The 25,882-nt window shown below is 38.1% G+C and carries 30 protein-coding genes and 1 pseudogene; 9 read left to right on the forward strand and 22 right to left on the reverse strand.

What is annotated here, in order from left to right; genetic code table 11:
- Window positions 1-25 precede the first annotated feature (25 nt).
- The 8 genes from MKP09_RS06700 to MKP09_RS06740 form a co-directional block, all read right to left on the reverse strand.
- Window positions 26-385 carry a hypothetical protein gene (locus tag MKP09_RS06700; protein ID WP_240826995.1) on the reverse strand — a complete coding sequence of 120 codons (360 nt, stop codon included), beginning with the start codon at window positions 383-385 and terminating at the stop codon, window positions 26-28.
- Entirely contained in the window at window positions 382-1,833 is a 1,452-nt protein-coding gene (locus tag MKP09_RS06705; protein ID WP_240826996.1) for a TonB-dependent receptor, read from the reverse strand. Before MKP09_RS06705 ends, MKP09_RS06700 begins: the two co-directional genes overlap by 4 nt.
- Window positions 1,758-3,128, reverse strand: coding sequence for a TonB-dependent receptor plug domain-containing protein (locus MKP09_RS06710; RefSeq protein WP_240826997.1), 1,371 nt, complete (start codon window positions 3,126-3,128; stop codon window positions 1,758-1,760). Before MKP09_RS06710 ends, MKP09_RS06705 begins: the two co-directional genes overlap by 76 nt.
- Window positions 3,116-3,439 carry a carboxypeptidase-like regulatory domain-containing protein gene (locus MKP09_RS06715; protein ID WP_240826998.1) on the reverse strand — a complete coding sequence of 108 codons (324 nt, stop codon included), beginning with the start codon at window positions 3,437-3,439 and terminating at the stop codon, window positions 3,116-3,118. Before MKP09_RS06715 ends, MKP09_RS06710 begins: the two co-directional genes overlap by 13 nt.
- A gap of 167 nt (window positions 3,440-3,606) precedes the next feature.
- Window positions 3,607-5,019, reverse strand: coding sequence for a SusD/RagB family nutrient-binding outer membrane lipoprotein (locus MKP09_RS06720; RefSeq protein ID WP_490355038.1), 1,413 nt, complete (start codon window positions 5,017-5,019; stop codon window positions 3,607-3,609).
- Between the two features lie 2,424 nt (window positions 5,020-7,443).
- Window positions 7,444-8,622, reverse strand: coding sequence for a TonB-dependent receptor plug domain-containing protein (locus tag MKP09_RS06730; protein WP_240826999.1), 1,179 nt, complete (start codon window positions 8,620-8,622; stop codon window positions 7,444-7,446).
- A gap of 388 nt (window positions 8,623-9,010) precedes the next feature.
- The gene (locus MKP09_RS06735; protein WP_240827000.1) at window positions 9,011-10,234 is read right to left on the reverse strand and encodes an ROK family protein; all 1,224 of its coding nucleotides are present in this window, start codon (window positions 10,232-10,234) and stop codon (window positions 9,011-9,013) included.
- 242 nt (window positions 10,235-10,476) lie between these two features.
- Window positions 10,477-11,088 carry a MiaE family protein gene (locus MKP09_RS06740; protein ID WP_240827001.1) on the reverse strand — a complete coding sequence of 204 codons (612 nt, stop codon included), beginning with the start codon at window positions 11,086-11,088 and terminating at the stop codon, window positions 10,477-10,479.
- 128 nt (window positions 11,089-11,216) lie between these two features.
- Here MKP09_RS06740 and MKP09_RS06745 point away from each other — a divergent pair, with 128 nt between their 5' ends.
- The 9 genes and pseudogenes from MKP09_RS06745 to MKP09_RS25555 all read left to right on the forward strand — a co-directional run bounded on the left by MKP09_RS06745 (window position 11,217) and on the right by MKP09_RS25555 (window position 17,064).
- Window positions 11,217-11,564: a hypothetical protein gene (locus MKP09_RS06745; RefSeq protein ID WP_240827002.1), complete on the forward strand. Its 348-nt coding sequence runs from the start codon at window positions 11,217-11,219 to the stop codon at window positions 11,562-11,564.
- A 118-nt stretch (window positions 11,565-11,682) separates the two neighbouring features.
- Window positions 11,683-11,951 (forward strand): annotated as a pseudogene (rpsO, locus tag MKP09_RS06750) (30S ribosomal protein S15).
- Between the two features lie 235 nt (window positions 11,952-12,186).
- Window positions 12,187-14,352 (forward strand): polyribonucleotide nucleotidyltransferase, encoded by a 2,166-nt coding sequence (gene pnp, locus MKP09_RS06755; RefSeq protein WP_240827003.1) that lies wholly within the window; start codon window positions 12,187-12,189, stop codon window positions 14,350-14,352.
- Between the two features lie 305 nt (window positions 14,353-14,657).
- Entirely contained in the window at window positions 14,658-15,203 is a 546-nt protein-coding gene (locus MKP09_RS06760) for a hypothetical protein (protein WP_240827004.1), read from the forward strand.
- Between the two features lie 136 nt (window positions 15,204-15,339).
- A complete protein-coding gene (locus MKP09_RS06765) occupies window positions 15,340-15,636 on the forward strand; it encodes a hypothetical protein (protein ID WP_240827005.1) in 297 nt (98 codons plus the stop codon).
- Window positions 15,626-15,901 carry a type II toxin-antitoxin system RelE family toxin gene (locus MKP09_RS06770; protein ID WP_240827006.1) on the forward strand — a complete coding sequence of 92 codons (276 nt, stop codon included), beginning with the start codon at window positions 15,626-15,628 and terminating at the stop codon, window positions 15,899-15,901. The genes MKP09_RS06765 and MKP09_RS06770 overlap by 11 nt, the downstream gene beginning before the upstream one ends.
- A gap of 92 nt (window positions 15,902-15,993) precedes the next feature.
- Window positions 15,994-16,743 carry a HipA family kinase gene (locus tag MKP09_RS06775; RefSeq protein WP_240827007.1) on the forward strand — a complete coding sequence of 250 codons (750 nt, stop codon included), beginning with the start codon at window positions 15,994-15,996 and terminating at the stop codon, window positions 16,741-16,743.
- Window positions 16,721-16,969 carry a DUF3037 domain-containing protein gene (locus MKP09_RS06780; RefSeq protein WP_262915138.1) on the forward strand — a complete coding sequence of 83 codons (249 nt, stop codon included), beginning with the start codon at window positions 16,721-16,723 and terminating at the stop codon, window positions 16,967-16,969. Before MKP09_RS06775 ends, MKP09_RS06780 begins: the two co-directional genes overlap by 23 nt.
- Window positions 16,970-16,974: 5 nt before the next feature.
- Entirely contained in the window at window positions 16,975-17,064 is a 90-nt protein-coding gene (locus MKP09_RS25555) for a DUF3037 domain-containing protein (RefSeq protein ID WP_262915271.1), read from the forward strand.
- Window positions 17,065-17,127: 63 nt separating this feature from the next.
- On the opposite strand, the gene MKP09_RS06785 is transcribed toward MKP09_RS25555, so the two are convergent.
- The 14 genes from MKP09_RS06785 to MKP09_RS06850 all read right to left on the reverse strand — a co-directional run bounded on the left by MKP09_RS06785 (window position 17,128) and on the right by MKP09_RS06850 (window position 25,810).
- Window positions 17,128-18,066, reverse strand: coding sequence for a UbiA family prenyltransferase (locus MKP09_RS06785; protein WP_317235264.1), 939 nt, complete (start codon window positions 18,064-18,066; stop codon window positions 17,128-17,130).
- Between the two features lie 34 nt (window positions 18,067-18,100).
- The gene (locus MKP09_RS06790) at window positions 18,101-18,307 is read right to left on the reverse strand and encodes a hypothetical protein (RefSeq protein ID WP_240827008.1); all 207 of its coding nucleotides are present in this window, start codon (window positions 18,305-18,307) and stop codon (window positions 18,101-18,103) included.
- On the reverse strand, window positions 18,301-19,104 hold the full coding sequence (locus MKP09_RS06795) for a glycosyltransferase family 2 protein (RefSeq protein WP_240827009.1): 804 nt from the start codon (window positions 19,102-19,104) through the stop codon (window positions 18,301-18,303). The genes MKP09_RS06790 and MKP09_RS06795 overlap by 7 nt, the downstream gene beginning before the upstream one ends.
- Window positions 19,105-19,185: 81 nt before the next feature.
- Entirely contained in the window at window positions 19,186-19,794 is a 609-nt protein-coding gene (locus tag MKP09_RS06800) for a glycosyltransferase (RefSeq protein ID WP_240827010.1), read from the reverse strand.
- A gap of 172 nt (window positions 19,795-19,966) precedes the next feature.
- A complete protein-coding gene (locus MKP09_RS06805; RefSeq protein ID WP_240827011.1) occupies window positions 19,967-20,266 on the reverse strand; it encodes a hypothetical protein in 300 nt (99 codons plus the stop codon).
- Window positions 20,266-20,619, reverse strand: a complete 354-nt coding sequence (locus MKP09_RS06810; protein ID WP_240827012.1) for an ATP-binding cassette domain-containing protein — start codon at window positions 20,617-20,619, stop codon at window positions 20,266-20,268. The genes MKP09_RS06805 and MKP09_RS06810 overlap by 1 nt, the downstream gene beginning before the upstream one ends.
- Window positions 20,616-20,927, reverse strand: coding sequence for an ATP-binding cassette domain-containing protein (locus tag MKP09_RS06815; RefSeq protein WP_240827013.1), 312 nt, complete (start codon window positions 20,925-20,927; stop codon window positions 20,616-20,618). Before MKP09_RS06815 ends, MKP09_RS06810 begins: the two co-directional genes overlap by 4 nt.
- Window positions 20,924-21,919, reverse strand: coding sequence for an ABC transporter transmembrane domain-containing protein (locus tag MKP09_RS06820; protein WP_240827014.1), 996 nt, complete (start codon window positions 21,917-21,919; stop codon window positions 20,924-20,926). Before MKP09_RS06820 ends, MKP09_RS06815 begins: the two co-directional genes overlap by 4 nt.
- A gap of 248 nt (window positions 21,920-22,167) precedes the next feature.
- Complete coding sequence (locus MKP09_RS06825; protein ID WP_240827015.1) at window positions 22,168-23,226, reverse strand: hypothetical protein; 1,059 nt, start codon at window positions 23,224-23,226, stop codon at window positions 22,168-22,170.
- A gap of 52 nt (window positions 23,227-23,278) precedes the next feature.
- Window positions 23,279-23,692 (reverse strand): 4-(cytidine 5'-diphospho)-2-C-methyl-D-erythritol kinase, encoded by a 414-nt coding sequence (locus tag MKP09_RS06830; RefSeq protein WP_240827016.1) that lies wholly within the window; start codon window positions 23,690-23,692, stop codon window positions 23,279-23,281.
- Window positions 23,674-24,090: a 4-(cytidine 5'-diphospho)-2-C-methyl-D-erythritol kinase gene (locus MKP09_RS06835; RefSeq protein WP_240827017.1), complete on the reverse strand. Its 417-nt coding sequence runs from the start codon at window positions 24,088-24,090 to the stop codon at window positions 23,674-23,676. The genes MKP09_RS06830 and MKP09_RS06835 overlap by 19 nt, the downstream gene beginning before the upstream one ends.
- A gap of 72 nt (window positions 24,091-24,162) precedes the next feature.
- Window positions 24,163-24,762: a bifunctional nuclease family protein gene (locus MKP09_RS06840; RefSeq protein WP_240827018.1), complete on the reverse strand. Its 600-nt coding sequence runs from the start codon at window positions 24,760-24,762 to the stop codon at window positions 24,163-24,165.
- Between the two features lie 95 nt (window positions 24,763-24,857).
- Window positions 24,858-25,295, reverse strand: coding sequence for an electron transfer flavoprotein subunit alpha/FixB family protein (locus MKP09_RS06845; RefSeq protein ID WP_240827019.1), 438 nt, complete (start codon window positions 25,293-25,295; stop codon window positions 24,858-24,860).
- An 86-nt stretch (window positions 25,296-25,381) separates the two neighbouring features.
- Window positions 25,382-25,810: a hypothetical protein gene (locus tag MKP09_RS06850; protein WP_240827020.1), complete on the reverse strand. Its 429-nt coding sequence runs from the start codon at window positions 25,808-25,810 to the stop codon at window positions 25,382-25,384.
- Window positions 25,811-25,882 lie beyond the last annotated feature (72 nt).

Below are 25,882 nucleotides of genomic sequence, written 5' to 3' on the forward strand. Positions count from 1 at the left end.
TATATTGATGGTTAATGCCATGTATTTAGAAAGATGCCCTAAGCGAAAAGGTTATATTTCTTGTTTTAGGTAAAAAACCCTGTTCACCAGAAAAGGCTGTATTGTTTGAATTATTAGAAGCAGGATTAAAATTATACGGTAGGGTTTGATATATAAAGCCCAGGTCCCGGCCAATAACTGATAGTGAAAGTCCATTTAATTTTAATTTTTCATATATCTTGGGAGTGAAATTATAAGATAATGCTACTTGACGCAGGGCGATCCAAGAGTTTTCTAAAATCCAGAAATCTGATACGCCTGTTGACGATGAGCCATAGCGATAATAAAACTGGGGAGCATGAGTTGGTTCTATATACCCCTTTTCATAAGCCTCGTTAAATGTCATTCCTCCAACATCAACATTATTACCAGCGGGGTGGTTACTATTTGGCCAGGAGCAAAAACTCCTTCTACAATCATACCATCGTCATAAGTTCCGCCGTCATCAGTATACTTACTTGTCCAGCTAATGCCTCCCGTTTGAGCATCTCGTCCCAACAAAGTATTTGGAAATACACCTGTGTGCGTGCCAAACCTGTAACTTAAGGCGACAAAATCTCCGCCTATTTTGGCATCCATAAGTACATTAAGATTGAAATTTTTGTATGTAAACGTGTTATCCCATCCTGCTCTGAACTTTGCATTTATATCGCCCACATCTTGTAATACATTGCTTCTGGCAGGAAATGCTGTGCGCCCGTCACTTCTCCATGATAGTATAGGCAAGCCATTTCTGGAATCATCAATATTGTTTCCGTTGGCATCTGTCGCCTGAAATCTTGCAGCGTGAATAGAGCTTCTTAAAACTCCATACGATTGCCCTTCCACAGCCCATGTGCTTATTTCTCCAATATCAGCGCCAAGGTTAAATTCCTTAATACCTGGGTACAGTTCAATGATCTTATTGCGGTTTCGGGAATAATTTAAACTGCTGCTCCAGGTAAAATTTTTACTCTTAACAGGAGTTCCGTCTATAGCAATTTCAATACCGCTGTTTTGAATGTTTCCGGCATTTAACAATATGGATGTAACTCCTGTAACCCCCGGGGTAGATATTGGCAACAATTGGTTTTTAGAATTTTCTTTGTAATAGGTAATGTCAAACCCTATCCTGTTTTTTAAAAATCTCACTTCTCCGCCTACTTCTCTTGCTAATTTTTTTAAAGGCTTAATGTCTGCTTGTAAGGTACTGCTGCTGGAATGTGTTGATGTAGGTATACCATTAGAACCACCATTGGGGAATATATATCCATTAAAAGCAAACCCTTGATTTAGTAAATATGGGTCAGTATCCTTACCGAGCTCTGAAATATTGGCCCTCAGTTTACCAAAACTGATCCAGGATGGCAGGCCTTTAAATGTTTCTGTGAAAATCCAGGATAAGCTTGTTGCTGGATAACCGTAGGAGTTATTACCTGTGCCATCAGCATAAGTTAAACTTGAAGACCAATCCCTGCGATAAGTAGATTGCCAATACAACATGTTTTTATAAGAAAGATCAATGCTTATATAGGCCGATTTAAAATTTTTACGGTTAAAAGTTTGTGTAGTAACAACTGGATTGATAGAGTTGGCGATAAAATATTGATTGGGATATATTAAACCACCTCTGGTTTCAGAAAAAGTATTTTCATTATTAAAGCTCTGTATTTCACTGCCTACAAATCCTGAAAAGTCAATGTCTTTACTCAATGATTTATTTACTAAAAGCATTGCCTTTAAAAATTTGCTTTTTCGGGTTTCTGTCCCGGTACCATACGAACCACCTTTAAAGCCTTGTAACTGTCCGGCCACACGGTCTTCTTTTTTACCGCTACATTGTTAATATTGCCTTCTAAAACTACTTTAGCCCATGATGTAATATCTGCAGTAAGTGTTAACCGACCACGGAGCAACTCTTCATTTTGAAGATATTTATTTTCATATAACATATACCAGAATCTTGCTTCAGGAACACGGTTGGTTTCATCTGGGTTCGCAAAATCAGGTACACCACCAAATTGGCTTACGTAGTGTTCGCGCTGCATCCAGTATTTAGAATCATAATTCCGGGGAAGTATCCAGCTAAAAAGTTTTCCAAAATTGTCTGAAGCAAAAGCATCTAACCCGCCAAGGCGCGGTGGGTTTTCTCCGCGAAAATTACTGTATGCCACACCCGCATCAATACTTAAAAAATCAGTTAGTTTGTGTGTTGCTCTTATATCGAAGGCATCTTTAGCAAATTTATTATTGGGTACAATGCCTTCTGCTGCGTTGTGATTATAAGAAGCACGAAAAGTAGATTTGTCAGTACCTCCGTCTAATGAAATGTTAGTATTGCTTCCAAAACCGTTTTGAAAAGCATCTAAAAAATTATTAGGTTGAGGTAAATATTTTGTAGGCGTACCGTCATAATTGATTACATCCTGGCCTGTCATGCGAGGTCCCCAGTTTTCCAATTCCCGATTAATCTGGCGATCAATGTAAGGTTGTCCTGTTACAGGATCAGTAGGAAATGTCTTGGTTGTCCAGCGCTCATTAGATTTATAATTCGGGTCGCGCGCATCGGTATAAAAAGCGCCTACAGTACCTCCTCCAAATTCGTTTTGAAATTCAGGCCCGGCGTATGGATTAGTCGTATTGATGGATTGATTAATTGTTACTCCGATTCCTTTTCTGGCTTTTCCTTTTTTGGTAGTGATGAGTATTACTCCGTTCATCGCCCGACTACCATATAAAGCAGCAGCTGCAGAACCTTTTAAAACGGAAACAGTTTCGAAATCGTCAGGGTTGAGGTTTTTAAAGTCGTTTCCAAAATCACGCCCTGTTCCTCCAAACACGCCGTTATCCATAATTACACCATCTACAACAAAAATAGGCTGGTTATTGGTACCCAAGGTGGAATTGCCACGAATAACAATTTTTGAGTTTCCAAAGAGCCCGCCTGCACCCTGATCAATTTGCACACCGGCTACACGCCCCTGCAACGCATTAATCGGATTAATCTCATTTGTTTTGGCTATATCGCTACCTTTTACCTCTGTAACCGAAAACCCTAATTGTTTTTTTTGTTTTGATATGCCAAGCGCAGTTACTACTACTTCTTCCATTCCAGTAGCATCCGATTCTTCAAGCGAAATCGAAAGTACGGTATTGCTACCAATAGCAACTTCTTTTTGGTATATCCAACGGATGTGAATTCGAGAACAGTATCATTACCATCTATGGAAACAGAAAAGTTACCATTTTCGTCTGTAACACCACCAGCAGTCGTTCCTTTTACTATATAAGACACATTGGCGATCGGTGTGCCCTTGTTATCCGAAACCGTACCAGTAACAGTTCTTTGCTGCGAATAGGAGAGTAGCGTGAGGCAACTCATCACACTTGCGAACAGCAGTTTTTGCATTGCTTTTTTCATACTTAGTTTTTGATTTGAAAAATCTTATATGTTAGTAACCTCTCAATTATTAATTTATCGATACGTCAATATGTTATCGTATGCATTACCACCAGTCATAAAACTTAGTGTTGATAAAATGTAAACATCATCAAAGAGCTTGCAGTTTCGCAAGCTCTTAAATCAAATTATGGCTGTATCCAGATCTTTTTATTGGTTACATCGGAGCCATCGGTTTCAGTCTTCCAGTTGGCATTGTTAAAGCTTTGCTCTTCATCAGGATACTTGAATTTATACAAAGTACCATATTTACCTGTATAGTTACCGGTACCAATTGAAGACATCGGTGTTTTGCCACCCGTTCTTCTTAACAGCGTCCAGGCATCGTAAGGTTGCCTGTATTGGTCAATCCATGTTTGCGCATATATTTTCAGCAAAGAAGAGCTTGCATCTCCTGTATTATAAGCTACTTTAGTATTAGTGAGTACCTGATTAAGCTCGACTGCTGTTAATGCTTCCTGAGCAGGTTTATTCACTACCCATGAAGGGGTATTAAACGCAATTTTCTTCCACATAGTTAAAGATGCTGTTACACCAGCATCATACGCTGCTTTTGCTGTAGCTTGGTTGGCGGTAACTCCCAGTCCACGGTTATACGCTTCTGCTTTTAAGAAATAAACCTGGGCCGCTGTAAGGATCAGTTCTGGGATATATTTAACGTCTTTTACGAAGTAGAAATTAAATGCAGAATAATTAGAATTACCTTTATTGCTCCAATTAACATCGCGGTTGGCAATGTTGTAGGGTGAACCGGTTTCTGTAATTGTAGCCTGGTTTTGAGGAATAGCCACCCAGTTGTTAGCTCCATTTGTTTCGAAGAATATTTTAGCGCGGATATCAAAAATACCACTTCCATCTGTATCGTTATTGTCCGAAAACAAGTTCCACATGGTACTGCCCATTCTTAAATTGCAATCTTGGGTAAACGACCATTGGCGCCATTGAAACTCTAAACCAGTAATAGCCGTTGGCCAAAGACCAATATCTTCGCCGTCAGTTAATAATGGTTTGGATAGAGCTTCTGCAATATGAGTCCCTGCCAGGGAACTGTTTTTATTGTACATAGTGATTGCTACATAAAGGCGCAGGCTGTTGGCAAATTTGATCCATTTGGCTATATCACCTTTCAAAAAGGTATCATAACTGCCTGGGCTGTATTGAGTAGCATCAGTAGAAAAATTATCTACAGCCCATTTCAAATCTGTTAAAAGGGAAGAGTAAATATCTTCCTGTTTATCATAAGGTACATTGTAAGCTACAGCTCCATTAATAGGAGCGTAGCCAGCTTTTGAATAGGGGATATTGCCAAAATTATTGGTTGTTTTAAAAGTTTTGTACGCTATAAGTGTTTTAAGCATTGCATACAAATTATTCATATTAGCAGGTGTTGCAGAGGTTTCTATTCTTGATTGAATCAGCCTGTAATTGGCCAAAGCCTGGTAATAAGTAGTCCACAAGGACCCGCGGGCGCCATCGAAATTGTAACTATTGCTACCTGCTACAACACCTTGCTGGGTTATAGGGTAGATCCATGAATTCATGACCGAGTACTCACCGGCAGTTATAGGTAACGAACTTATAACACCGTTGAATAATTCGTCAGTAGATGCCGTAACGGGATCTTTGGGAGGAGTGTTTATTTCTTCAAAGTTTTTCGTACAGGAAAAAAAGCTGTACTAATTAATGTCAGATATATTAGTTTCTTCATTTGTGTAAAAATTTAAAATTTCACTTTAACAGATACGCCGTACTCTCTGGTGCCAGGCAATTGGGCCCACTGAATTCCCTGTGCATTTCCAATTCCATTTAATGCTTCAGGGTTTAACCGATTAGGCAAGGTCGTGAATAGGTAAAAAGATTTCTTCCGATAAGTGAAACATCCAATCCCTGAATAAAACCAGTGCCTTCCAAAATCTTTCCTGGTACTGAATAGGTTAAAGTAAGTTCTCTTAATTTACCCCAGGAATTATTAAATATGGCATTACTTCTGGGCATGGGCACGCCAGACCAGGCGCCATACTGGCCCGCATACTTATATAGATAATGTACTACGTCTTTATTAGGTGTACCGTCTGCATATACTCCATCAAATACAATTCCATGATTAGCTGTACTACCATCTGGATAGGTGTATGAAAGACCGCCGCCATCGCGCTCCAGTAATGTTTCAGGCGCAGTACCATTAGCCATTGATGCTGCGTAATCGGCAGAGTATATCTGCCCGCCGATTCTGAAGTCTGTTAAAAAGGAGAGACTCACCCTTTTGTAGCGGAAACTATTTGAAATGCCCCCGGTTAATTTAGGCATGGCATTGCCAATAGGCACTAAATCGGGGGTTGTTACATATCGTGAACCTACCACTTTTGTAGGATCAGTTTTATCATATATAGGCGCTACAATTTTTTGCCCGTTTTTATAGGTATAGTCGTACCCGTAAATGGTTCCGTAGTCTTCACCGGCTTTAACATACATTCTCACACCATTGTTGCCCCACAGATCTTGCAATGGGTAAACGTCGATACCATCTGCCAATGCAATCACCTTATTTTTATTATGTGCTCCATTTACCACAATATTCCAATTAAAATCCTGTGTTCTTACTGGTGTTGCCCTTATAATAAATTCGAAGCCTTTATTGGATAATTCACCGGTATTAAAAGTTACAGATGTAGCCCCAGACGATCCCGCTAATGAGCTGGATAAAATCTGATCGCGGCTTTTTGTAGCATAATAAGTAAACTCCAGTCCTAATCTATTTTGAAGAAAGCCCAACTCTAAACCAATTTCCTGGCTTGTATTCCTTTGTGGCTTCAATGCATCAGCCGGCGGGAGGCTTGCCTTATAACTTCTTACAGGCACTCCTCCAAATGTAGACGGTGCTTGTGCATTTAAATAGTTGGAAATAACGAATGGACTATAGGTGTAATATGCAAGATAAGGATCAGTGCCATTTGCACTACCTGCATATGAAAGTTTCAGTTTACCATAGTTAAGCCAATTCGAGTTTTTTAATCCCTGAATTGCATCGGTAAACACAAAGCTTAAGCTGGTAGATGGATAAAAATAAGATGCATTTTGAATGGGTAGTGTAGATGACCAATCATTTCTTCCTGTTACCTGTAAAAACAAGTAGTTCTTATAGGATAGATCCATAATACCGTAAACTGAGTTAATATTATAATTAGCCCAAGTTTCAACCGGTAAAGAAAATAGTCCGTTGTAGGAAGTATTTGCTAAATAATATTTGTTAGGAATAATCCATGGATAAATGCTGGATTGACCATATGTGGCATCTTTTTCACCACTATTCCATGCACTGTTGCCATACATTCTGCTTTTTAATGAACTGGCTCCCAGCATTAAGCTTCCTGAAAAGTTACCACCGAATAATTCGTCTTTATGAAAAATCCCAAATCCCTCAAGATTCATATCCTGATTTTTTACTGTTTCAATACCATACTGACCTTGTAAACCAGCAACATCTACCGGAGTATACCTGCTTTCTACGGTTGTATTGGCATTTACTATTGAAGCCCTGCCCGTTAAGTTAAACCAAGGAGTTAATTCCGCAGTTAATTTTACGGTACTTAATAATTGATTTCTGGTCATGAACTGGTTTTGTTCCATTAAATGCCAAAAAAGATGGTTGTTATAATTGTTTTGATAAGGGTAGGCGCCAATAGCCGACAGGCCAGCCAGGTCTGCTTTGCTACCGTCGTCTTTTTTATAAATATCAAATTCTATAGGCTTATAATCTCTTGACATGTTGTATGTGGTGAAAGTGCTCCAGCCAAAATCCTGTCCGAGGTCTGGAGAATTTCGTCTATAATAATTATTGTAGCTCGCTGTGATCTCAGATTTCAGCTTTTTGGAGATATTGATATTGGAGCCCAGGTTAAAATTATTTTGACTATAGTTAGTGTTCTTAATGATCGCAGTATTGTCTAACCTTGTATATGCCATTCTTAAACTTCCCCAATCGCCAGACTTATTAATGGAGACATTATGTGTAGACGTATTTCCAGTTTGGTAAAAAGCCTTCCTATTATCGGGTTGAGCTTCCCATTTCCTTTTTCGCCATCCCACCATATTATTTCCGTGCCATCCAGTTTTGGCCCCCAGGAAGCACCCCGGCCAAACCAGCTGAAAAGCTCATAGGCCTGATAGCCTCCGGGAATATCAGCATACATATCTACCCAGGGATCAGGGAAACGATCTTGACCATTCGCATCTTTTCTAAATGTATTGTTAGCTTTCCACATAGCACTTGCCAATCCCATACCGTAGGAGTTTTGTACATCTGAATAACGATAAGGGTTAGAAAATAAGGTGCTGAAATTATAGTCTATTCCAAGCCCTTTTCTATTTTCTCCCTTTTTAGTTGTAATTAATAAAACACCATTGGCGCCTCTTGAGCCATAAAGGGCTGCGGCTGTAGCCCCTTTCAATACAGTAATTTCCTGGATATCATCCGGGTTTAAGGTATTTAAAAAAGATCCCCACTCTTTAGTGTTTTCTAACTGATTTTCCGAACCGGGTTCATTGCTGTTCATTTTGGCTTGTCGGCCACCCAGGGCACCATTATCAATCTGGATACCATCCACTACAATTAATGCCTGGTTGTTTCCAAGAATGCTATTATTTCCTCGTATTACAACCCTCTGTGAACCCCCTTGAATACCATTGGAGCTCGTAACATTCAGGCCGGCTGCTTTTCCCATCAGGCCGGAACCCAGGTCAGGTGGCGCCGCCTTCATAATATCGGAGGTGGAAATTTTTTGTGCTGAATATCCCAGAGACCTGGCCTCTCTTTTTATACCTAATGCTGTTACTATTACTTCTTCTTCAGACTTAATACCAGTCTGCAATATAAAATTGATTACGTTGTTATTGCCAACAGCAGCTTCTTTATTATCAAAGCCAAGAGAGGATGCTACAAGTATAGCAGCATTGTCTGCTATTTGAATAGTGTAGGAGCCTGCTTCATCCGAAGCGGTAGCTGTTAATGTGCCCTTGACTGTAATAGTTGCTCCTGCAATGGGTTTTCCTGTTTCGTCAGCAACAGTACCTGTTACTGTTCGTTGCTGGGCATGTGATAGGAGCGTGCAGCAGCCCATCACCAATACTAACAGAACTTTTTGCATTGTTTTCTTCATACTTGTTCAAGATTTGATTTTAAAAAATAGATTCTTTTAGCGCAAAAATTTGCAGCCATGTTGGTTTAGTTAATTAATAGAGATTTCGTTAAGCTGTTTTAATACCATCTATTTCGCCGAGCGGTAATTAGTTTAGTTGCACTTCAATCATCGGGTTAATGATTGAAATTATATTACTTCTATCTGGCCGGTATCAATTGTTCTAAGGGCATACGGCTTCGGTTATAGATGGGCGATAAAATTCGAGAGCTTGAAACCTGATTTTTAGTTTACGATATAATTACTGTATCTAATTTGCATGGCTTTTCATACATATTCGGGATTTAATTGTGAAAAATGTTATGTTCTATTCATATTTAGAGCACAGCAGCAGACCTTACAACGCCATCGCTTTTTCGTTTAGAAGTTTTGGCAACTTTTCGTAATTGTCCATTATCAGCGACGTTGCACCTATCAGCTCGGCATTATAACCCAGTTGAGAAATTTTAATTTCCGTGTGTTCTGATATTTTTGGAATACAATGTTCGTTCACTGCTTGTTGTATGGGGGCTATCCACACTTTTCCAGCCAAAGATCCTATTCCACTTATAACAATAAGCTCGGGATTCATGAGATGAATAAGAATGGCAACACCCCGGCCAATATTGTACGCTGCGTCCGAAATTAATTCTATAGAAAATTTGTCTCCTTTTTGCGCTGCTTCGATGATACTTTTAGCAGATTCTTCGATCCTGTCAATATTTAACTCCTTTAAAAGTGAAGGTTGAGATTGTTTTTTAAGCGTCTTAATACCCTTTTGCGCCACCACTAATAAAGAAGTTTCTGTCTCAAGACACCCATGTTTACCGCAGCTACAAATTTTATTATTATCAAATAAAGGAATATGGCTAAACTCACCTGCAAATCCGTCTGTGCCTCTAAAAAGCTTCCCGTCAGAAATAATTCCCAGACCAATTCCCCAACCTATATTAATAACCATTACATGGCGTTTGTTTTTAGCGGCTCCCCACTTTAACTCGGCTAAGCCAACGAGACTTGAATCGTTATCTATTAAAGTTGGTATTTTTAAAGCAGCTTCAATATTACTGGTGATAGAGCCATTTTTGCAAGGCAAAAAAGTATGATTGATGCCCTTTGCAACATCTACAAATCCAGGCATTCCAATTCCAATACCGGCAATTTTTGAATGGGGAATATTAGATCTTTCGATGAAAGCTTCCAGATGTTTGATCAACTCTTTAAGGCTGTTTGGATTGTTGGCTAATACAAGGTCAAATTTTTCAACTTCTCCCACAATCGTATTGTCGTTAGAAATAAGTGCTACGCGGGTAACTAACTGATCCATCGCTACTGCCACTACATATAATACTCCATTTTTAATACTATATGTTTGAGGCCGTCTTCCGCCAGTAGAAACTGCATAACCTTTTTCTACAACCATTTTAAGACTGATCAGTTCACTTAGATATTGGGTGGTAAGCGGAATGCTTTTTCCAATAAGATTACTTAGATCAGCACAGGATAGCTGTTTGTTAAAAAACAAATGCTTTAAAATCTCCTTGTAAAATTTCTGCTTTTTTGAAATAATATTGGCAATCATTCAATTTTCTTTTTGGCAGTTTATATTTCGAATTCTTGTATAAATATAGAAAGTTTATTAATAATTAAGAAAACTTTTTAAAAATTTTACTAAACATTTTATTAACAACAATAAATGTATATGTAATATGATTCCTATAAAAGTGCGTTTAGGAACCTTCATGTGCGGTAAACCATCAAGAATAGATGGCAGGAAAAGAGTATTGAATAGGAACCTGATTTTGAAGAAAGTAAGGCTAACTCTTAATGTATTCTATCGCCACGAACTTCGATATCTTTCATAATTTCAGATTCATGAGCCAGCCATTGGGCCCAACGTGCACGTACCTGGTCTTTAGGCAAATAGGTTTCTGCCAATTCTATAAATAAGGTGTAGTGGCCGGCTTCGCTTTCCATAAAGCGACGGTAAAATTTTGCAAGATAAGCATCATTCAAACCTTCACTTAATCGTTTAAACCGTTCGCAACTGCGCGCTTCGATCATTGCCATCGTTAATAACTTATCTAAAAAACGTTCGTCCGGCGATCCGCCTTTTTGCTGAAAGTCGATCAGGGCATTTACATATTCATCCTTTCTTTGTTTGCCTAATTTTAATCCTCGTTTGTGCAATTCCTGAAGGACAAGTCTGAAATGTCCCCATTCTTCGGTTACAATAGGAGCGAGGCCCATAACCAGTTTTTCTTTGTCGCTGTACTTTTGTATCAGGGTAATGCAGGTGGTAGCCGCTTTTTGTTCGCAATACGCATGATCAGTAAGAATCGCTTCTAAAGAAATTTCCGCAAGATTTACCCAGCGCGGATCAGTGGGTAACTGAAGGCCTAGAATATTTTTGGTGGTGTGCTGATCGTATTGCATACTGCAAAAATAGGAGTTAAATTTTTTGAGTAAGCAATCGCCCAAATGCTGATAATGCAATATTAAATTGTCTAAACTGTTGCACCTTTGTGATTTTTATCGTTTGAAAATTAATCAATTAAAAAACTATGAGAAAGATTTATTGGTTATTAGTATTCTGTATTTTCTTTTCAGGATGCAGTAAAGCGTTGGATGTTGAAGAAGATATGTATTTTGAACAGGTTAATTGGGAGGAACCTCCTGGAGAGCGGGATCCTATTGCCGGAGTAGCGCCGATGCATTTAGAGTTAAAAACCAGTGGATGGGCTGGTTTATATCCGGGTTCAGGAGATATAGTTTGGAGTGGAACATATAAAATCACCCATCGAAAAGTGAAAGTAAGTTTGGAGCATAGGGATGATACGTACGAGTTTGAAGTTAAATCAGATCAGGAGTTGATCGGGCCTGGAGGGGAGATTTTGCATATAAAGAAATAGGTATAAGACTGGGTGTAAAAATCTCATTATCAAAAGTTTGAATTCTAAATTTATTTCTTACCTTTGCCGCCTTAAATTATAGGATACAAAAACAGGATGACCTTTTAAAAAAGACAGTATGCCACTTACAAAAGAAAGAAACGTAAAGATTTTTGAAGAATTTGGTGGAAGCGCCGCTAATACGGGTTCTATTGAGGGCCAGATCGCGCAGTTAACTGAGCGTATCAGCCAAATTAGCGCACACTTAAAGCAAAACAAAAAGATTTTTCTACTCACCGCGGCCTTATGCAATTGGTAGGTAAGCGTAAAAGCTTGCTAAGCTACCTGCAAAAGCACAATCTTGCGGGTTACCGTGCTTTAATTGAAAAACTGGGATTAAGAAAATAGTCGCTCTCCTTCGTTTATCGTTGGGGAAACTGTTTTATATCCTGGGTTTGATTAGATAATTTCAGACTTATAATATTATCGTATTCCCAACATTTACAAATGTTGGGAATACGTGTTTTTATACCCGGGATTTTTTGTTCAGATTTATTCCTACAAATGAAGAGTGCGACGCAATTTTGATGATAGTAGCACTGGTGCTTGATCAACCATTCTAAAAAAAATCAAAAACGATTTTATGTTACAACAACCACTAAGAAAGACCTTCGATTTAGGCGATGGCCGCGAAGTGACAATAGAAACGGGTCGCCTGGCTCGTCAGGCAGATGGCTCGGTTACAGTAAGCATGGGTAAAGCTATGCTGCTTGCAACTGTAGTTGCCAACAAAGAACCCAAAGAAGGGCAAAGTTTTTTTCCATTGACTGTGGATTACCAGGAGAAATTTGCTTCTGCCGGAAAAATCCCCGGATCATTTTTTAAACGTGAAGGAAGATTAAACGATTACGAAGTATTGATTTCACGTTTAATTGACCGCGCTTTAAGACCGCTTTTTCCAGACGATTATTTTTGTGAAGTACAGGTGCTGGTGACATTGATCAGCAGCGACCCTGAAATATTACCAGATGCATTAGCTTGCTTAGCTGCTTCGGCAGCCCTTGCTGTGTCTGATGTGCCCATTAAAGAGATTTTGAGTGAAGTGCGTGTTGCCCGTATAGATGGAGCTTTTAAAGTGAATCCTACGCGCAGTGAATTGGAAAAGGCTGATATGGATTTCCTTGTTGCCGCTACAGAAAAGAACCTGATGATGGTGGAAGGTGAGTCGCAAGAATGTTCTGAAGCGGAATTAATAACTGCTTTAGGAATAGCTCACGACGCTATCAGGATTCAGATTAAGGCACAGCAAGAGCTTAGAGATCTTAAAGGTGTTACTACTAAAAGAGAGTACACGCTTCCGGCAATAAACGAAGCTGTAAAAGAGAGAGTGTATGCATATACCAGTGATAAAGTATATGAAATTGCGAAAAGCAAATCTGCTAAGCACGACCGCACCGGTCAATTTAAGGCTATTGAAGAAGAATTGATTGCCAGGCTTGCAGAAGAATCAACTGAAGAAAATCCTTTTACTGATGTAGATAAAAAGCTGGCTATAAAATACTATCATGATGTACAGTATGATGTAGTACGTGATATGGTACTTAATGACAGAATCCGCCTTGATGGACGTGCTTTAGATGAAATTCGCCCGCTTGATATGGAAGTAGATGTTTTACCTTCTCCGCACGGATCTGCTTTGTTTACACGAGGTGAAACTCAGTCTCTTACAACCGTTACATTAGGCACAGGTTTAGATGAATTGTTGATCGAAACCGCAGCTTCTTCAAAATATTCTAAATTTATCCTGCATTACAACTTCCCGCCTTTTTCTACAGGTGAGGTAAAAATGATGCGTGGTCCGGGTCGAAGAGAAGTTGGACATGGAAATCTGGCTATGCGCTCCTTAAAACAAATGATGCCAAGCGATGGCGATTTCGGTTATACAGTTCGTGTAGTGAGTGATATTTTAGAGTCGAACGGTTCTTCTTCAATGGCTACAGTTTGTGCTGGTTCACTCGCATTAATGGATGCAGGTGTACCTTTCCCTAAGCACGTATCAGGAATAGCTATGGGATTGATTTCTAAGGGTGAACAGTTTTCTATATTAAGTGATATTTTAGGTGATGAAGATCATTTAGGCGATATGGACTTTAAAGTAACCGGTACCCGCGATGGTATTTGTGGCGTGCAAATGGACATTAAGGTTGATGGCTTGTCAATGGAAGTAATGAAACAAGCACTAGATCAGGCGAAGGCTGGCAGATTGCATATTCTTGAATCGATGTATAAAGCCATCCCTGAACCAAGAACTGAAGTGAAACCTCACGCTCCGAGAGTTGTGAAAATGTTTATTGATAAAGAATTTATTGGTGCAGTAATCGGGCCAGGCGGTAAAGTGATACAAGAGATTCAGCGTGAAACCGGAGCTACCGTAAATATCGAGGAAGTAAATAACATGGGTGAGATCAGCATTTTTGGTGTTGAAAAAGAAGCAGTATCCAGAGCCGAAGATTGGATCAAAGGCATTGTTTCTGTACCTGTTGTGGGTGATGTTTACGAAGCTACTGTAAAATCAGTTGTGCCTTTTGGAGCTTTCGTAGAATTCTTACCTGGAAAACAAGGATTAGTTCATATTAGCGAAGTAAGCTGGAAGCGCCTTGAAACCTTAGAAGGGCTGGTGAAAGAAGGTGATGCTATGAAAGTGAAATTAATTGGAACAGACCCTAAATCCGGTAAATTTAAGCTTTCAAGAAAGGCTTTAATTCCAAGGCCTGAAAGAAAACCTGAAGACGAAGCGCCGCAAAATTAAAATAGTAAGCCTCCGAAAGGGGGCTTTTTTTATGGCAGGTTCTGATTTTTAATGAGGTCTATTTTTTGTATTTAGCAATGAAGTTGTTTAAACTATTTGAGCATAAAGGCATTTTCCCGCAGATAATCGCTGATTTTTTTGCGCAAATTTTCGCAAAAAACGTATCTGCGCTAATCTGCGATGTCTAAATCTGCTGATAATCAGCGGGAATATTATTGTGTTATCGCGCCAAATTAAAAGTTTAAACAACTTAAATGTATATTAGCATCGCTAAAAGCAACTTCTTATTTACTAAAGCTAATTTTATGAGAAAACTATTCTATCTGGCCTGCCTGTGTTCTTTATCTTTTTACTCAAACGCGCAAAATCAAATCTTTGATCCAAAAGCAGAGAAATTTAATATAGGTTTTGGTATAGGCCATGAATACGGCGGCATTATTGGAGGCAACCTTATTTTTTATCCTCAAAAAAACATTGGCCTGTTTGCCGGAGGCGGGTATGCCTTTGCTGGTTTCGGTTATAATGTGGGTATAAAAGGACGTTTCTTTTTAAAGGATGGGGCATCCGTTACACCTTTTGTGTTGGGTATGTATGGTTACAACGCAGCTGTAAAAGTTTTAGGATCTTCGGAATATGATAAATTGTTTTATGGTCCAAGCTTTGGCGCAGGAATTGACTGGCAAGTAGGAGCATCTAAAAAGAATTATTTATCCTTTGCCCTAATTGTACCTACGAAAATTAGTGATGCGCAGGCTTATCAGGATGAGCTGGATCAAAATGGGATTGCAGATTTTGACAGGGAGTTGCTACCCGTTGGTTTCTCAATAGGTTACAGAATAAGGATCAGATAAATGGAGCCGATTTTAAATTAGCGAAGCTACCAATGGGAGCATTTTTTTATGTGTTATCTAGTAGAACGTTAACAAAGACTGTAATACACTTATTTTTGATTTAAAAGTTTCGTAATTTTGATTAAAAACAAAAAGTATGTTAATAGAAGTGGCCAAAGACTTTTATACACTAATAGAAAAGATGCCGGCTTTGATAGATGCGTCAGGTTATAGAAATGATTATCTAGCAGGGAAAATTGGTATCAAACCTCAAACCTTTTCAGCAAAAAAGCAAAGTGGAAGTTGGACGAAGGAGGAACTTTTAAATTTACTTACCTTAATTGAGAATGAAGATACGGAGGATGCCTACTTGCTGGAAGCAATGCGGGCACGGAAAGATGAACCGTTGATTTCTATAGATGAGCTAAAAAGAGAATTGGGTTATGAAGGTTAGTTCCGTTAAAAGTTTTGCGAAAGATCTAAAAAAGCTTCCTGCATTTGTTCTTAAAAGAGTTTTTGAAATCATAAAAGTTTTAGAAACCACAAATTCTTTAGAAGAGTCCAATTTAGATTATAAAAAAATGAAGGGAGCTGCTAACGATGAAAATTATTATCGTATTAGAATTGGTGATTATCGAATTGGAATTGAGCTCAAACACCCTGATGTGATTTTAATAAGAGTACTTGCTCGTGGCGAAATCTATAAGTATTTTCCATAACCTTTTGATGTAAAAAAACAATAAAGCAAATCTTCACTTCAAAATTTGAAACATTATTTTGCCCGATATAAGAACCATAAATGTTACCAGATATGTTACGCCTTTGCGTGAAGGTGGTTCATTGCCTGCTATTGCCGAAGGCGATGATGGCTTTCTGTACGCTAAAGTTTAAAGGAGCTGGGCAGGGAATTAAAGCGCTTGTTGCAGAATTTATAGGCGGTGCGATAGCTAAATTAATAGGATTAAAAACACCTGAAATTGTTTTTGCGAATCTTGATGAGGCTTTTGGGCGAACCGAACCGGACGAAGAAATTCAGGATTTGTTGAAAAGCAGTCAGGGATTAAATATCGCCCTTCATTATTTAAGCGGTTCAATTACTTTTGATCCGGCTGTCAATACCGTTGACCCGCTACTTGCTTCAAAGATAGTTTGGTTAGATGCTTTTTTAACTAATATGGATCGTACACCACGCAACACCAATATGTTGATCTGGCATAAAGAATTATGGCTGATTGATCATGGTGCTTGTCTTTATTTTCATCATAACTGGGAAAACTGGTCAGCGCAAATGAAGAGTACTTTTCCTTTGATCAAAGATCATGTATTACTGAAAGATGCTGCATTTTTGGAGCAAGCTGATCATTTTTGCAAAAATGCTATTACAGAAGAAGACATTACTGATATTATAAATACACTTCCGGATGAATGGCTTGCTTATGACGAAACAAACGGCAATGCCGAAGACGCAAGAAAAGTGTATAAAGAATTTTTAATTTACAGATTGCAAAACAGCGATATCTACTTAAACCAAGCAATTAATGCAAGAGCTGCAGTTATATGAGTATGCCGTAATTCGCGTGGTGCCGCGCGTTGAACGGGAGGAATTTTTTAATGTAGGCATTGTCATGTTTTGCAAGAAAAAGGCTTTTATTGGTTGCAGCATTTTTCTCCATGATAAGAAATTAAAGTGTTTTGATGAAGAAATAGATATCGATGTTGTTAATGAAAATTTGAAAGCATTCGAACTGATTGCTTTGGGCGATAAAAATAGTTTATCTCTGCTATAGCTAAACTGGATGCTGCATCTCGTTTTCGCTGGCTTACTGCCACCAGAAGTACCATTATTCAATGTTCTAAAGTTCATCCTGGTATTATTAAATAATTTGGATGATACTTTGGATCAGCTTATGCAGAATATAGTTAAATAGTAAGATGCAGCATAATGCTATTTTAGAATAGCATGTTTAAGATCTTTCAAGATCTGTATTGTTTTAAATGGAAATAAAACAAAATGCACTACCAATACGATCCATCCTTTGGGTTGGGTGAAAGCTGCAAATAATAATAATGATAAGGGAAAAATGGCCTGCATAAAATCAAGCATCATTATTTGATAAGGCCGGTTGGGTTCAATAATGATCAATGGATATAGATTCAATCGCTTATAACGAAGTAAAATCAATATTACATATATTAGGCCGCCCAAATAGCAGATGAGATTATTGAGTTTTAAAAGGATGCCTATTGTTGCTAATAATTCAAAAGTGAAAATGATGCGTTCCGCGCTCCGGAAATTTGCTGGTTGCCTTTTGGTAGCAAATGTTTGAATGCCAGACCTGATATCGTTATTCCGATCATGAAACTGATGCCATAATATGCCTCTCATTCCATAACACAAAGCCCATATACTGACAAGAAGCAGCCAGAAGTAATCAACTTTTTTGCCAGCTGCAAAGTACATGCTACTAACCATTAAAAGGCTGGTGAAAATATGAGAGCCACCGGCGTCGGCAAACACGCCCAATATACCTCTGTTTTTCAGGCGTATCGGCCTGAAGCTATACATACTAAAAAGTATCCAAGGTATTAGATAAAAGATACAGGAAAGATAATCCGGCCAGTAAAAAAAAACAATGAAACTTACACCTATTAAAATACAAATAAAAGGAAGAACAAACCTTAAGGTTTTTGATGCGGAAGCCATTCTATTCGTTTTCCCTGCAGCCAAGTCATCATCAATATCAGTAATATCATTTATGATACTAACATAGCCAGCTCCAACGACTAAAGACAGAAGAATGAGCAGTATAGTTGTTGCGTGGTCGAATATGTTTTGATCGTTTAAAATAAGCGTAGCATAAGCAATGCTTAACAGGGTGGTAATTTATACTCCCACCATTCTGCATGTCTTAATATTTTTAAAAACGACATTTGATGTATAAAGCCTTAGCTGTATTTCTTTTTGCCTTTTGTTCATCTCTTACTCTTTTATAGCCGCTGCTTATAACTGCGGGAATGCTTTTAAAAGTGTGGATCGTATCTAATTGAAATGACCTGCCCAATAGCTTGGACGTTTCAATAAAATTGAACTCGCGTATCAGGTTATGTTTAGCTAATTCTACCAAACTGTAAACATGCTTTTTTGCATCAACTTAAATTCGCTCCGGGTCATTTGGTCTTTAAAATCCCTGAGCATTTTCTCCATATCAGATATGTAGAGGTATTCCAAAACTTCGCTTCGTTTTCTACCATCATAAATATTAATATCATCAATACATTTTTTCCATAGTTTATCTAAGGTAAATGCAGCTTTTCTTTTTGTCTTATAAATAGATCTTACCAAAAGATACCAGTCGTCGCCGATTTTTATATCTGTATTCCATCCTGGCGATACAAATTCTTTTGTCATGAGTAAAGACGAAGACGGTGAAGGACAGCCCTGTATATAAATATGTCGTAACTCATCCGAATCTAATGTGACCCAGCCATCTTTCATATGGGGGAAATAAGGTGCTAAGAAAATATTAGTAGATAGAAAATCACAAAACTGGCCGTTTGAATTTTGCTGATCCCAATTGGCAAAAACAAAATCAAGATCTTCTGCAACCATTTTCTCAACAGACTTTTGTAGGAACTCAGGGTACCACTCGTCGTCAGAATCCAGAGATGCAATAAAACTACCTTTTGCCAATGTTAAACCTGTATTTCTGGCACTGGCCTGCCCTCCATTTTCTTTGTATATATATTGAACGCTGTTATATTGCTCAACAACTTCTTTCGTATTATCAGCGGAACCATCATCCACAACTATAATCTCATAGTTCTGGTATGTTTGTGACAGTACACTCACAATTGCTTTCGGCAATGTTTTAGCCCGGTTGTAAGTGGGTATAATAACAGAAACGAGAGGGCTATTCATCATTTAAAATAATATTTAGTAACGATTCAGCGAATTCTTTTTCCGGAGAAGCAGGTAATGCCTCTCTAATAAATTGATTAGCGTTTAAGCCAATTTGTTCCCACTTATCGCGGGCGTTCCAGGCGTCTTCCATTGCTTTAGCAAAATCTTTTCAGTAGCATCAGCAATAAAACCGGTTTTCCCATGTTCAATTATATCAGCATGTCCGCCGGCAATAGTTGTTATAACGGTTCGGGCGGCAGCCATTGCTTCAAGCACCGAGAGGGCCATTCCTTCACTTCTCGAAGGTAAAACCAATGCATGATGTTTTTTCCAAATATCTTCAATGTTTTTTTGATGTCCAAGATATTCTACATTAGTGATATTTAACAGTTGTGTAAGCGCTTTGATACCTTCTTCATCGTGGCCTGTGCCTACAAATGATATTTTTACAGGCCTTGAGCTCCATGGTTCTTTAGATAGAATCCTTAATAATATATCCTGTCCTTTGTCAATTATAAATAGACGGCCTACACATGCCAGTCTGAAACCACTTTTTGTATCAGGATAGGGGATAGGGTTCTTGGTAATTTTAACCGGGTTCCATACAACTTCAGCATTGGAAAATCTAAAGCCAAATTGTTCTTCTGTTAATTGTTTATTATGATTGGAAACAAAATAGCATTTTTTTGCTTTTTTAAATGTTTCAATCATGAAAGATCTTTCGGCTATTACCGGCCAAAAAAATCAACGGCCTTTTGTGCGATGATACAATAAGGAATGTTTAATTGTAAGCACTGATAAGCATATCCTAATCCATCAAAATTTATTCCTTGGGCGATGATAGCCAGCGCAGGTTTGTTGTTTTCAAGCTCTTTTCTAAAAGCTAATGCATGCGGGCTATTGGTGTAAAAAGGAGAGCGCTTCCGTTGAAATATTTTTCTATATATTTTTTTCTGGTTCTTTTTAATAAAGACTGAGGTTTATCTAATTCCACACAGGCAACATGTTGCTTTCGCAAATTCTGAATTTCCGGATGAGAAAAATTAATCCTGTCCTTATAAAGTGTAAAGCTAATATCATGTTCTCTTAAGAAGGGGATCGCTCTTGCCCATAATTCTTCGCTTCCACCCCAATCATCCATGCAGCAGGTTACTATCGCGATATGTTTAGTACTTTCTTTCACTATAAATCTGCCTCTGCTTTAATGTTCTCGCTAAATAACGCCGCGTAAGCGCCATTATTTTTTATGAGTTGTGCATCCGTTCCTTCTTCAACAATCTGTCCGTTAGCTAACACATAAATATAATCTGCATGTAAAATAGCAGAACGCCTGTGACTAATAATGATAGCGCCTCGGTTATCTATCCGCTCTCTTATGGAGTCGAATAACTCTTTTTCAGAAACGGCGTCGAGCGCACTTGATGCTTCATCAAAAATAAGAAAGCGTGCGTCAGAATAAAAGCATCTTGCCAATGCAAGCTTTTGCCATTGCCCAATACTTACTTCTTCTCCCTCTTCAAGTATCCGGCCCATCATACTGTCGTATTGTTTAGGAAACTTTTCGATAAAGGCTGCTGCGCCGATTTTGTAGCGGCATCGCGTACGCGTTCTTCATCATAACCATTGCCTATATTACCAAAGTAAATATTTTCTCCGGCTGTAAAATTATATTTATTGAAATCCTGAAACACAATGCCTAATTGTTTTCTATAATCAGTAGCATCAAATTCCCTGATATCTGTGCCACCATATGAAATAGATCCTTCTGTAGGATCGTACAAGCGGCATAAAAGCTTTATTAGCGTAGATTTTCCCGCGCCATTCAATCCAACAAGCCCTATCATTTTGCCGGTATTTTAAGATTGATTCCGTTAATAGTTTTTTTATCAGCATGGGGATAAGAAAAATGAATATTGTGCAGTTCAATACTTACTTCATTGTGTGTAGGAATAGGAATGTTTTTGTCCGATTCAGGAAGTTTACTTTTCAGACTAAGCAATTCAAAAATACTGTCAATGTAAATGCTGTTTTGATAAACGATTGAAATGCCACCGGCAAGATTTTGCAGCAACGTAAATGCTTGTGGAAATGCGACGAGAAAGAGTGTAATGTCTCCGGTACTTGTTTCGCCCGAAATAGCTTTTAAAGAAATAAATCCTATGCAAAGGAAAACACCAATATAGGATAAGGTTGTTGTTACTATTTCTAGTTGGGTCCTTTTTAGATTTATAGAAAGTTTGTCTTTTACTAAAACTCTTCTTATTGAAGTAAACTTGTCTTTAAAATATTTACCTAATGAATAGGTGCGTATTTCCTTTGCTGCAGTGTCTGTAGTTATTAAGTTGCTATAGTAAGAAGACTTACGTTCCTGAGGAGTCTGAGCAATTCGCAATACATTAAGTTTTTTTGAAAAGATAAGTCTGACCAGAAGAGTAGGGATTATAAATAATGCCAACAATGGGAGCAATATCCAGTTTATTAATATCAGAGCAGAAGCAACTGCTGCAAGAGACAAACAGTTTTTTGCTATCTCTATCAGACTAGTAATGATCAGACCGGGTTTATCAGCCCCTGAGTCTAAAGCTCGTTTTAATGTATCGTAATAAGAAGGGCTTTCATAAAATGAGAGTTCAAGGTCCACTGCCTGGTTGTGAACTTTTTCTAATACATATTCAGTTGTTTTAGTGGATAGTACTTCAACAGAATAAACCGAAAAAGAACGAAGCACAAAATATAAAATACCGGCAACGCCACCCAATACAACATACTTAATTATCTCATTTTGGGCTGCTGGATTGGATTGAGCTGAAGCTACAACATCTATCAGCAATTTCATGAAATATAAAGAGCCAAAAAAAACTATTGTTTCAATAATAATTAGAGTAATTGACAAGTAAAGCCATCCTGCCGCTGCTTGTTTTACCAACGCTATAATCCTTGATAAACCTAATTTACTTTTAATGTGAGATATTTTTCTCTGAATAGACGTCATAGAGGGCTCATGAGCTTATTAGGGTTATCGTTTTAACGATATTTGGAATAGGCAAATATATTGTTAAAAATAGGAATGCTTAAGGATATTCTTTAATTTTTTAGTAAATGTTTTTGATATAAATGCAGAGCTTCTATACATAAGCCGGTAGTGGCTTCTTCAGAACCCCAAACTAGTATCCTGGCAGGGCCCGATGCCAATTCATGCCGCCGCCATTCTCCGGTATGCGCTTGCAGTTCAACCAGGCGTTCCGCATATTGTCCAATTTTTTCAGATGTACTACCTATATTAAGTAAGGCTGAAATAGCTAATCCAATTTCAACATCGCACTCATGAAAAGTTTTTCTTTTACTAATTTCTTCGAATATTCTATCTTGTAATATGTCTCGAGTTTCATTTAAGTCAGGAATATTTAATTTAAACAGCCTTGATAAAAAGTAATAATATACCAGCCGATTTATGTACCATTTTTCGGATTCCAGTTCTTGATTTTGTTTAATAATATCAATAATGTATTTAACAACCGGCTGAGTTATTTTATTATATCCTAAGTAGCATGTAATGTTGCTGTTGACAATAAGGTCGATATCATTTCTTCTATGATCTCTCTGAGTCCAATATAGTAAAGTCTTAATTGGGCTTTTAAGTTCTCTGGCTATCAAACGCCAGTAAGTACGCGAATATTTTAAAAAGTTGCCATGAAGGGTAAACCATGTATAGAATAAGCCATTCTTTGCACGATTCATCAGTAACATAGGCGTATTATCGGGGAATGTGACTTTTCTTGCTTTTAAGAACGCAGAAATTAAAGCTGTGTCGTCTGTATCAGGCGGCAAATATTTATATAAATGATGCCATCTTGTAAAATATTGCCAAACGCCTCCTCTCATCATTTGATAAGTTAAGAACCCTGTTGCTTTGGTAAGCATGTGTTCAACTTCAGGCCTGTTCTGAAAGGGTAATAAACAGCTGCCGATTATTGCGGTAATACACGTAACACTATCGGGTACACACCATTCCTGCATGGCTTCGTCAGGTGCAATATAACATACAAATTCTCCATTGGGAAACTGGTGGTGATAAAGGTAATTGATGCCCTTATTTATAGAAGTATCAATTTTTTCCAGAAGGTCACATTTTGCAGATACCATTAGGGGCCAACAGATTTAGAAGTAAACAGTTTGGGTTTTAGAAGTACCAAAATTATGGAATAATCCTCTTAGTAAAATAGTTACTGGAAAGATTAAGGTTAACATTTGTATCTTTCTCAAATAATCCATAAACTGTACTTCCACTACCACTGAGTGCCGCAAATACAGCTCCAGCCTGATATAGTTGATTTTTGACAGCAGCAATTTCAGGATAAGCATTAAAAACGACAGGCTCAAAGTCGTTGAAAATAAACTCCTTCCATTCTATTATCGGTTTCTGTATGCTTGTTTGTAAATCGTGTGTTGGGTGAGCTGGCTTTAACTGGCCAAATGCCCATGGTGTAGAAATATGAATGCCAGGATTAATAATGATAATTTGATAACCCGATAAATCGACCGGTACTTTTTCAAAAATTTCACCGCGCCCTCTTGCAATTACGGGCATATTTACAATGAAAAAGGGCAATCACTGCCAAGTTGTAAAGCATAATTGATAAGTTCGTTAGTTGATATGTTAAGGTGGTATTTTTCATTTAAGGCTTTCAAAGCGTAAGCTCCATTAGCGCTGCCTGCACCAAGTCCTGCGCCTGCCGGTATATTTTTTAGTAGATGAAAGTGTACTGGCGGCAGGTTATTAAAATCTTTCTTTAAAAGTTGCCATGCTTTTAATACGATATTATTTTCAGAACCACCCGGAATTGGCAGGCCTAAAACAGAGATATTATTTTCGTTGGATTCGGTCAACTCTAAAACATCATAAACAGGAAGGGGATAGAAAATAGTTTCTATACTGTGATAACCATCAGGGCGCTTGCCTGTAATGTATAAGCCAATGTTTATTTTGCAATTAGAAAAACGAATCAAAATAGATATCCAATTTATGATGTAGAATTTATGATATATCAGAAGTCCTACATCCTACATCCGACATAATTTCTATTTCTTTTTCCGGCTGTTAAGTTCGTCTCTGATTGCTATGGCTTTGATATAATCTTCACTTTCCAATACATCGTTTAACAGCTTGTTCAGTTCGTCAATACTCATGGTTTTTAAGTCATCTTTTGAGCCTTCAGTTGTAATACTTCCAAGAACTTCTGCTGGTTCCTCGGTTGTTGTCTGCCCTTTATCATCCATAATAATACCTGCATTACTAAGAATGTTTTCGTATGTGTAAATAGGGCAACCAAAGCGAACTGCTAATGCTATAGCGTCAGAAGTCCTGCTGTCAATTTCAATTGTGTCACTATCTGAGGAGCACACAAGTTTACTGAAAAAGATGCCTTCCTGTAAATCTGAAATAATAATTTCATGCAGGTCAATAGAAAAAGCCGTCATAAAATTTTTCATCAGGTCGTGCGTAAGTGGCCGACTGGGATTCATTTTTTCTAAAGCCACAGCAATGGCCTGTGCTTCAAAACCGCCAATTACGATCGGCAATCTGCGTAAACCATTTACTTCTCCCAACACAACAGCATAAGAATGTGTTTGCGTGATGCTATGAGATAATGCAACAACTTCCAGTTCTATTTTTTTCATAAAAATAAGTCACGAAACTAAGGATTTTTAGGCATTAAAAAAGCTAATGAATCATCATTAGCTTAACATAATCTCATTTATTTTAATGTGATTTATTAAAGTTGTTTTATAGCCTCTGTTAACTTTGGAACTACATCGAACAGATCGCCTACGATACCGTAATCGGCTGCTTTAAAGAAAGGTGCTTCCGCGTCTTTATTAATAACAACGATCACTTTACTCCGGTTTACGCCGGCCAGATGCTGAATAGCGCCGGAGATACCAACGGCAATGTAAAGATTGGGAGCAATAGCACCACCTGTTTGTCCCACGTGTTCATTGTGCGGACGCCAGTGTGCATCGGCGACAGGTCGGCTACAAGCAAGAGCGGCGTGTAACTCTTTAGCAAGATCTTCCAATATCCCCCAATTTTCAGGTCCTTTCATACCACGTCCGCCACTAACTACAACCTCTGCTTCAGCTAAAGGCACTTCACCACTTTGTTTGGTGACATTGGTTACTTTTATTTTTGGTTGATCTACAGAAATATTCAATTCAACTACTTCAGCTGTCCCTTCACCAGTTTCTATTTTAAATGCATTTGGATTTAGTGAAATGATTTTTACAGGCGTTGCAATATTTACACTTGCAAATGCTTTTCCTGAAAAAACACTTTTTTAACTACAAATCCATCGCTGGTTTCGGGAAGGGATACAGCACCGGCAACCAAACCTGCTTTCAAACTTGCTGAAAGTCTGGGTGCAACTGCTTTTCCATCTGTATTGTTAGAAAAGACAATAACGCTGGCATTTGTTTGTTCAGCAACTTGTGCGATGGCATTGGTATAAACCTGGGCATCAAAATGTTTCAGAGATTCATTTTTAGCTTGATGAACTTTGGTAATTCCATATTTACCAAGTGCTACTAAATCCTCTGTTGTGGGTGCTAATACTATGCCGTGTGCTTCCACACCTAATTGTTTTGCAACTTGTGTACCATAAGTAAGCGATTCAAGCGAAGTTTTTTTTACGCTGCCGTCTTCGGCTATATCTATAAATATTAATACCATAATGTTTGAATTTCTAAATGATAAACTATAAATTCTAAGTCAGAAATTTAAATAGAAGTTACCGATTGGCGT

Origin of the sequence: Paraniabella ginsengisoli (assembly GCF_022513635.1) — a bacterium.
Classification (GTDB): domain Bacteria; phylum Bacteroidota; class Bacteroidia; order Chitinophagales; family Chitinophagaceae; genus Niabella; species Niabella ginsengisoli.

Excerpts from the sequence above, each read along its gene's own strand:
- MKP09_RS06770 (WP_240827006.1), top strand. The coding sequence starts at position 15,626 with ATGAAGGTTAGTTCCGTTAAAAGTTTTGCGAAAGATCTAAAAAAGCTT.
- MKP09_RS06720 (WP_490355038.1), bottom strand. The coding sequence starts at position 5,019 with ATGAATTCATGGATCTACCCTATAACCCAGCAAGGTGTTGTAGCAGGT.
- MKP09_RS06730 (WP_240826999.1), bottom strand. The coding sequence starts at position 8,622 with ATGCAAAAAGTTCTGTTAGTATTGGTGATGGGCTGCTGCACGCTCCTA.
- MKP09_RS06810 (WP_240827012.1), bottom strand. The coding sequence starts at position 20,619 with ATGATGGGCCGGATACTTGAAGAGGGAGAAGAAGTAAGTATTGGGCAA.
- MKP09_RS06735 (WP_240827000.1), bottom strand. The coding sequence starts at position 10,234 with ATGATTGCCAATATTATTTCAAAAAAGCAGAAATTTTACAAGGAGATT.
- pnp (WP_240827003.1), top strand. The coding sequence starts at position 12,187 with ATGTTACAACAACCACTAAGAAAGACCTTCGATTTAGGCGATGGCCGC.
- MKP09_RS06765 (WP_240827005.1), top strand. The coding sequence starts at position 15,340 with ATGTTAATAGAAGTGGCCAAAGACTTTTATACACTAATAGAAAAGATG.
- MKP09_RS06850 (WP_240827020.1), bottom strand. The coding sequence starts at position 25,810 with ATGGTATTAATATTTATAGATATAGCCGAAGACGGCAGCGTAAAAAAA.
- MKP09_RS06840 (WP_240827018.1), bottom strand. The coding sequence starts at position 24,762 with ATGAAAAAAATAGAACTGGAAGTTGTTGCATTATCTCATAGCATCACG.
- MKP09_RS06710 (WP_240826997.1), bottom strand. The coding sequence starts at position 3,128 with ATGGAAGAAGTAGTAGTAACTGCGCTTGGCATATCAAAACAAAAAAAA.
- MKP09_RS06825 (WP_240827015.1), bottom strand. The coding sequence starts at position 23,226 with ATGGTATCTGCAAAATGTGACCTTCTGGAAAAAATTGATACTTCTATA.
- MKP09_RS06715 (WP_240826998.1), bottom strand. The coding sequence starts at position 3,439 with ATGAAAAAAGCAATGCAAAAACTGCTGTTCGCAAGTGTGATGAGTTGC.
- MKP09_RS06815 (WP_240827013.1), bottom strand. The coding sequence starts at position 20,927 with ATGATAGGGCTTGTTGGATTGAATGGCGCGGGAAAATCTACGCTAATA.
- MKP09_RS06700 (WP_240826995.1), bottom strand. The coding sequence starts at position 385 with ATGACATTTAACGAGGCTTATGAAAAGGGGTATATAGAACCAACTCAT.
- MKP09_RS06760 (WP_240827004.1), top strand. The coding sequence starts at position 14,658 with ATGAGAAAACTATTCTATCTGGCCTGCCTGTGTTCTTTATCTTTTTAC.
- MKP09_RS06745 (WP_240827002.1), top strand. The coding sequence starts at position 11,217 with ATGAGAAAGATTTATTGGTTATTAGTATTCTGTATTTTCTTTTCAGGA.
- MKP09_RS06820 (WP_240827014.1), bottom strand. The coding sequence starts at position 21,919 with ATGAAATTGCTGATAGATGTTGTAGCTTCAGCTCAATCCAATCCAGCA.
- MKP09_RS06795 (WP_240827009.1), bottom strand. The coding sequence starts at position 19,104 with ATGATGAATAGCCCTCTCGTTTCTGTTATTATACCCACTTACAACCGG.
- MKP09_RS06780 (WP_262915138.1), top strand. The coding sequence starts at position 16,721 with ATGCAAGAGCTGCAGTTATATGAGTATGCCGTAATTCGCGTGGTGCCG.
- MKP09_RS06775 (WP_240827007.1), top strand. The coding sequence starts at position 15,994 with ATGTTACGCCTTTGCGTGAAGGTGGTTCATTGCCTGCTATTGCCGAAG.
- MKP09_RS06800 (WP_240827010.1), bottom strand. The coding sequence starts at position 19,794 with ATGATTGAAACATTTAAAAAAGCAAAAAAATGCTATTTTGTTTCCAAT.
- MKP09_RS06740 (WP_240827001.1), bottom strand. The coding sequence starts at position 11,088 with ATGCAATACGATCAGCACACCACCAAAAATATTCTAGGCCTTCAGTTA.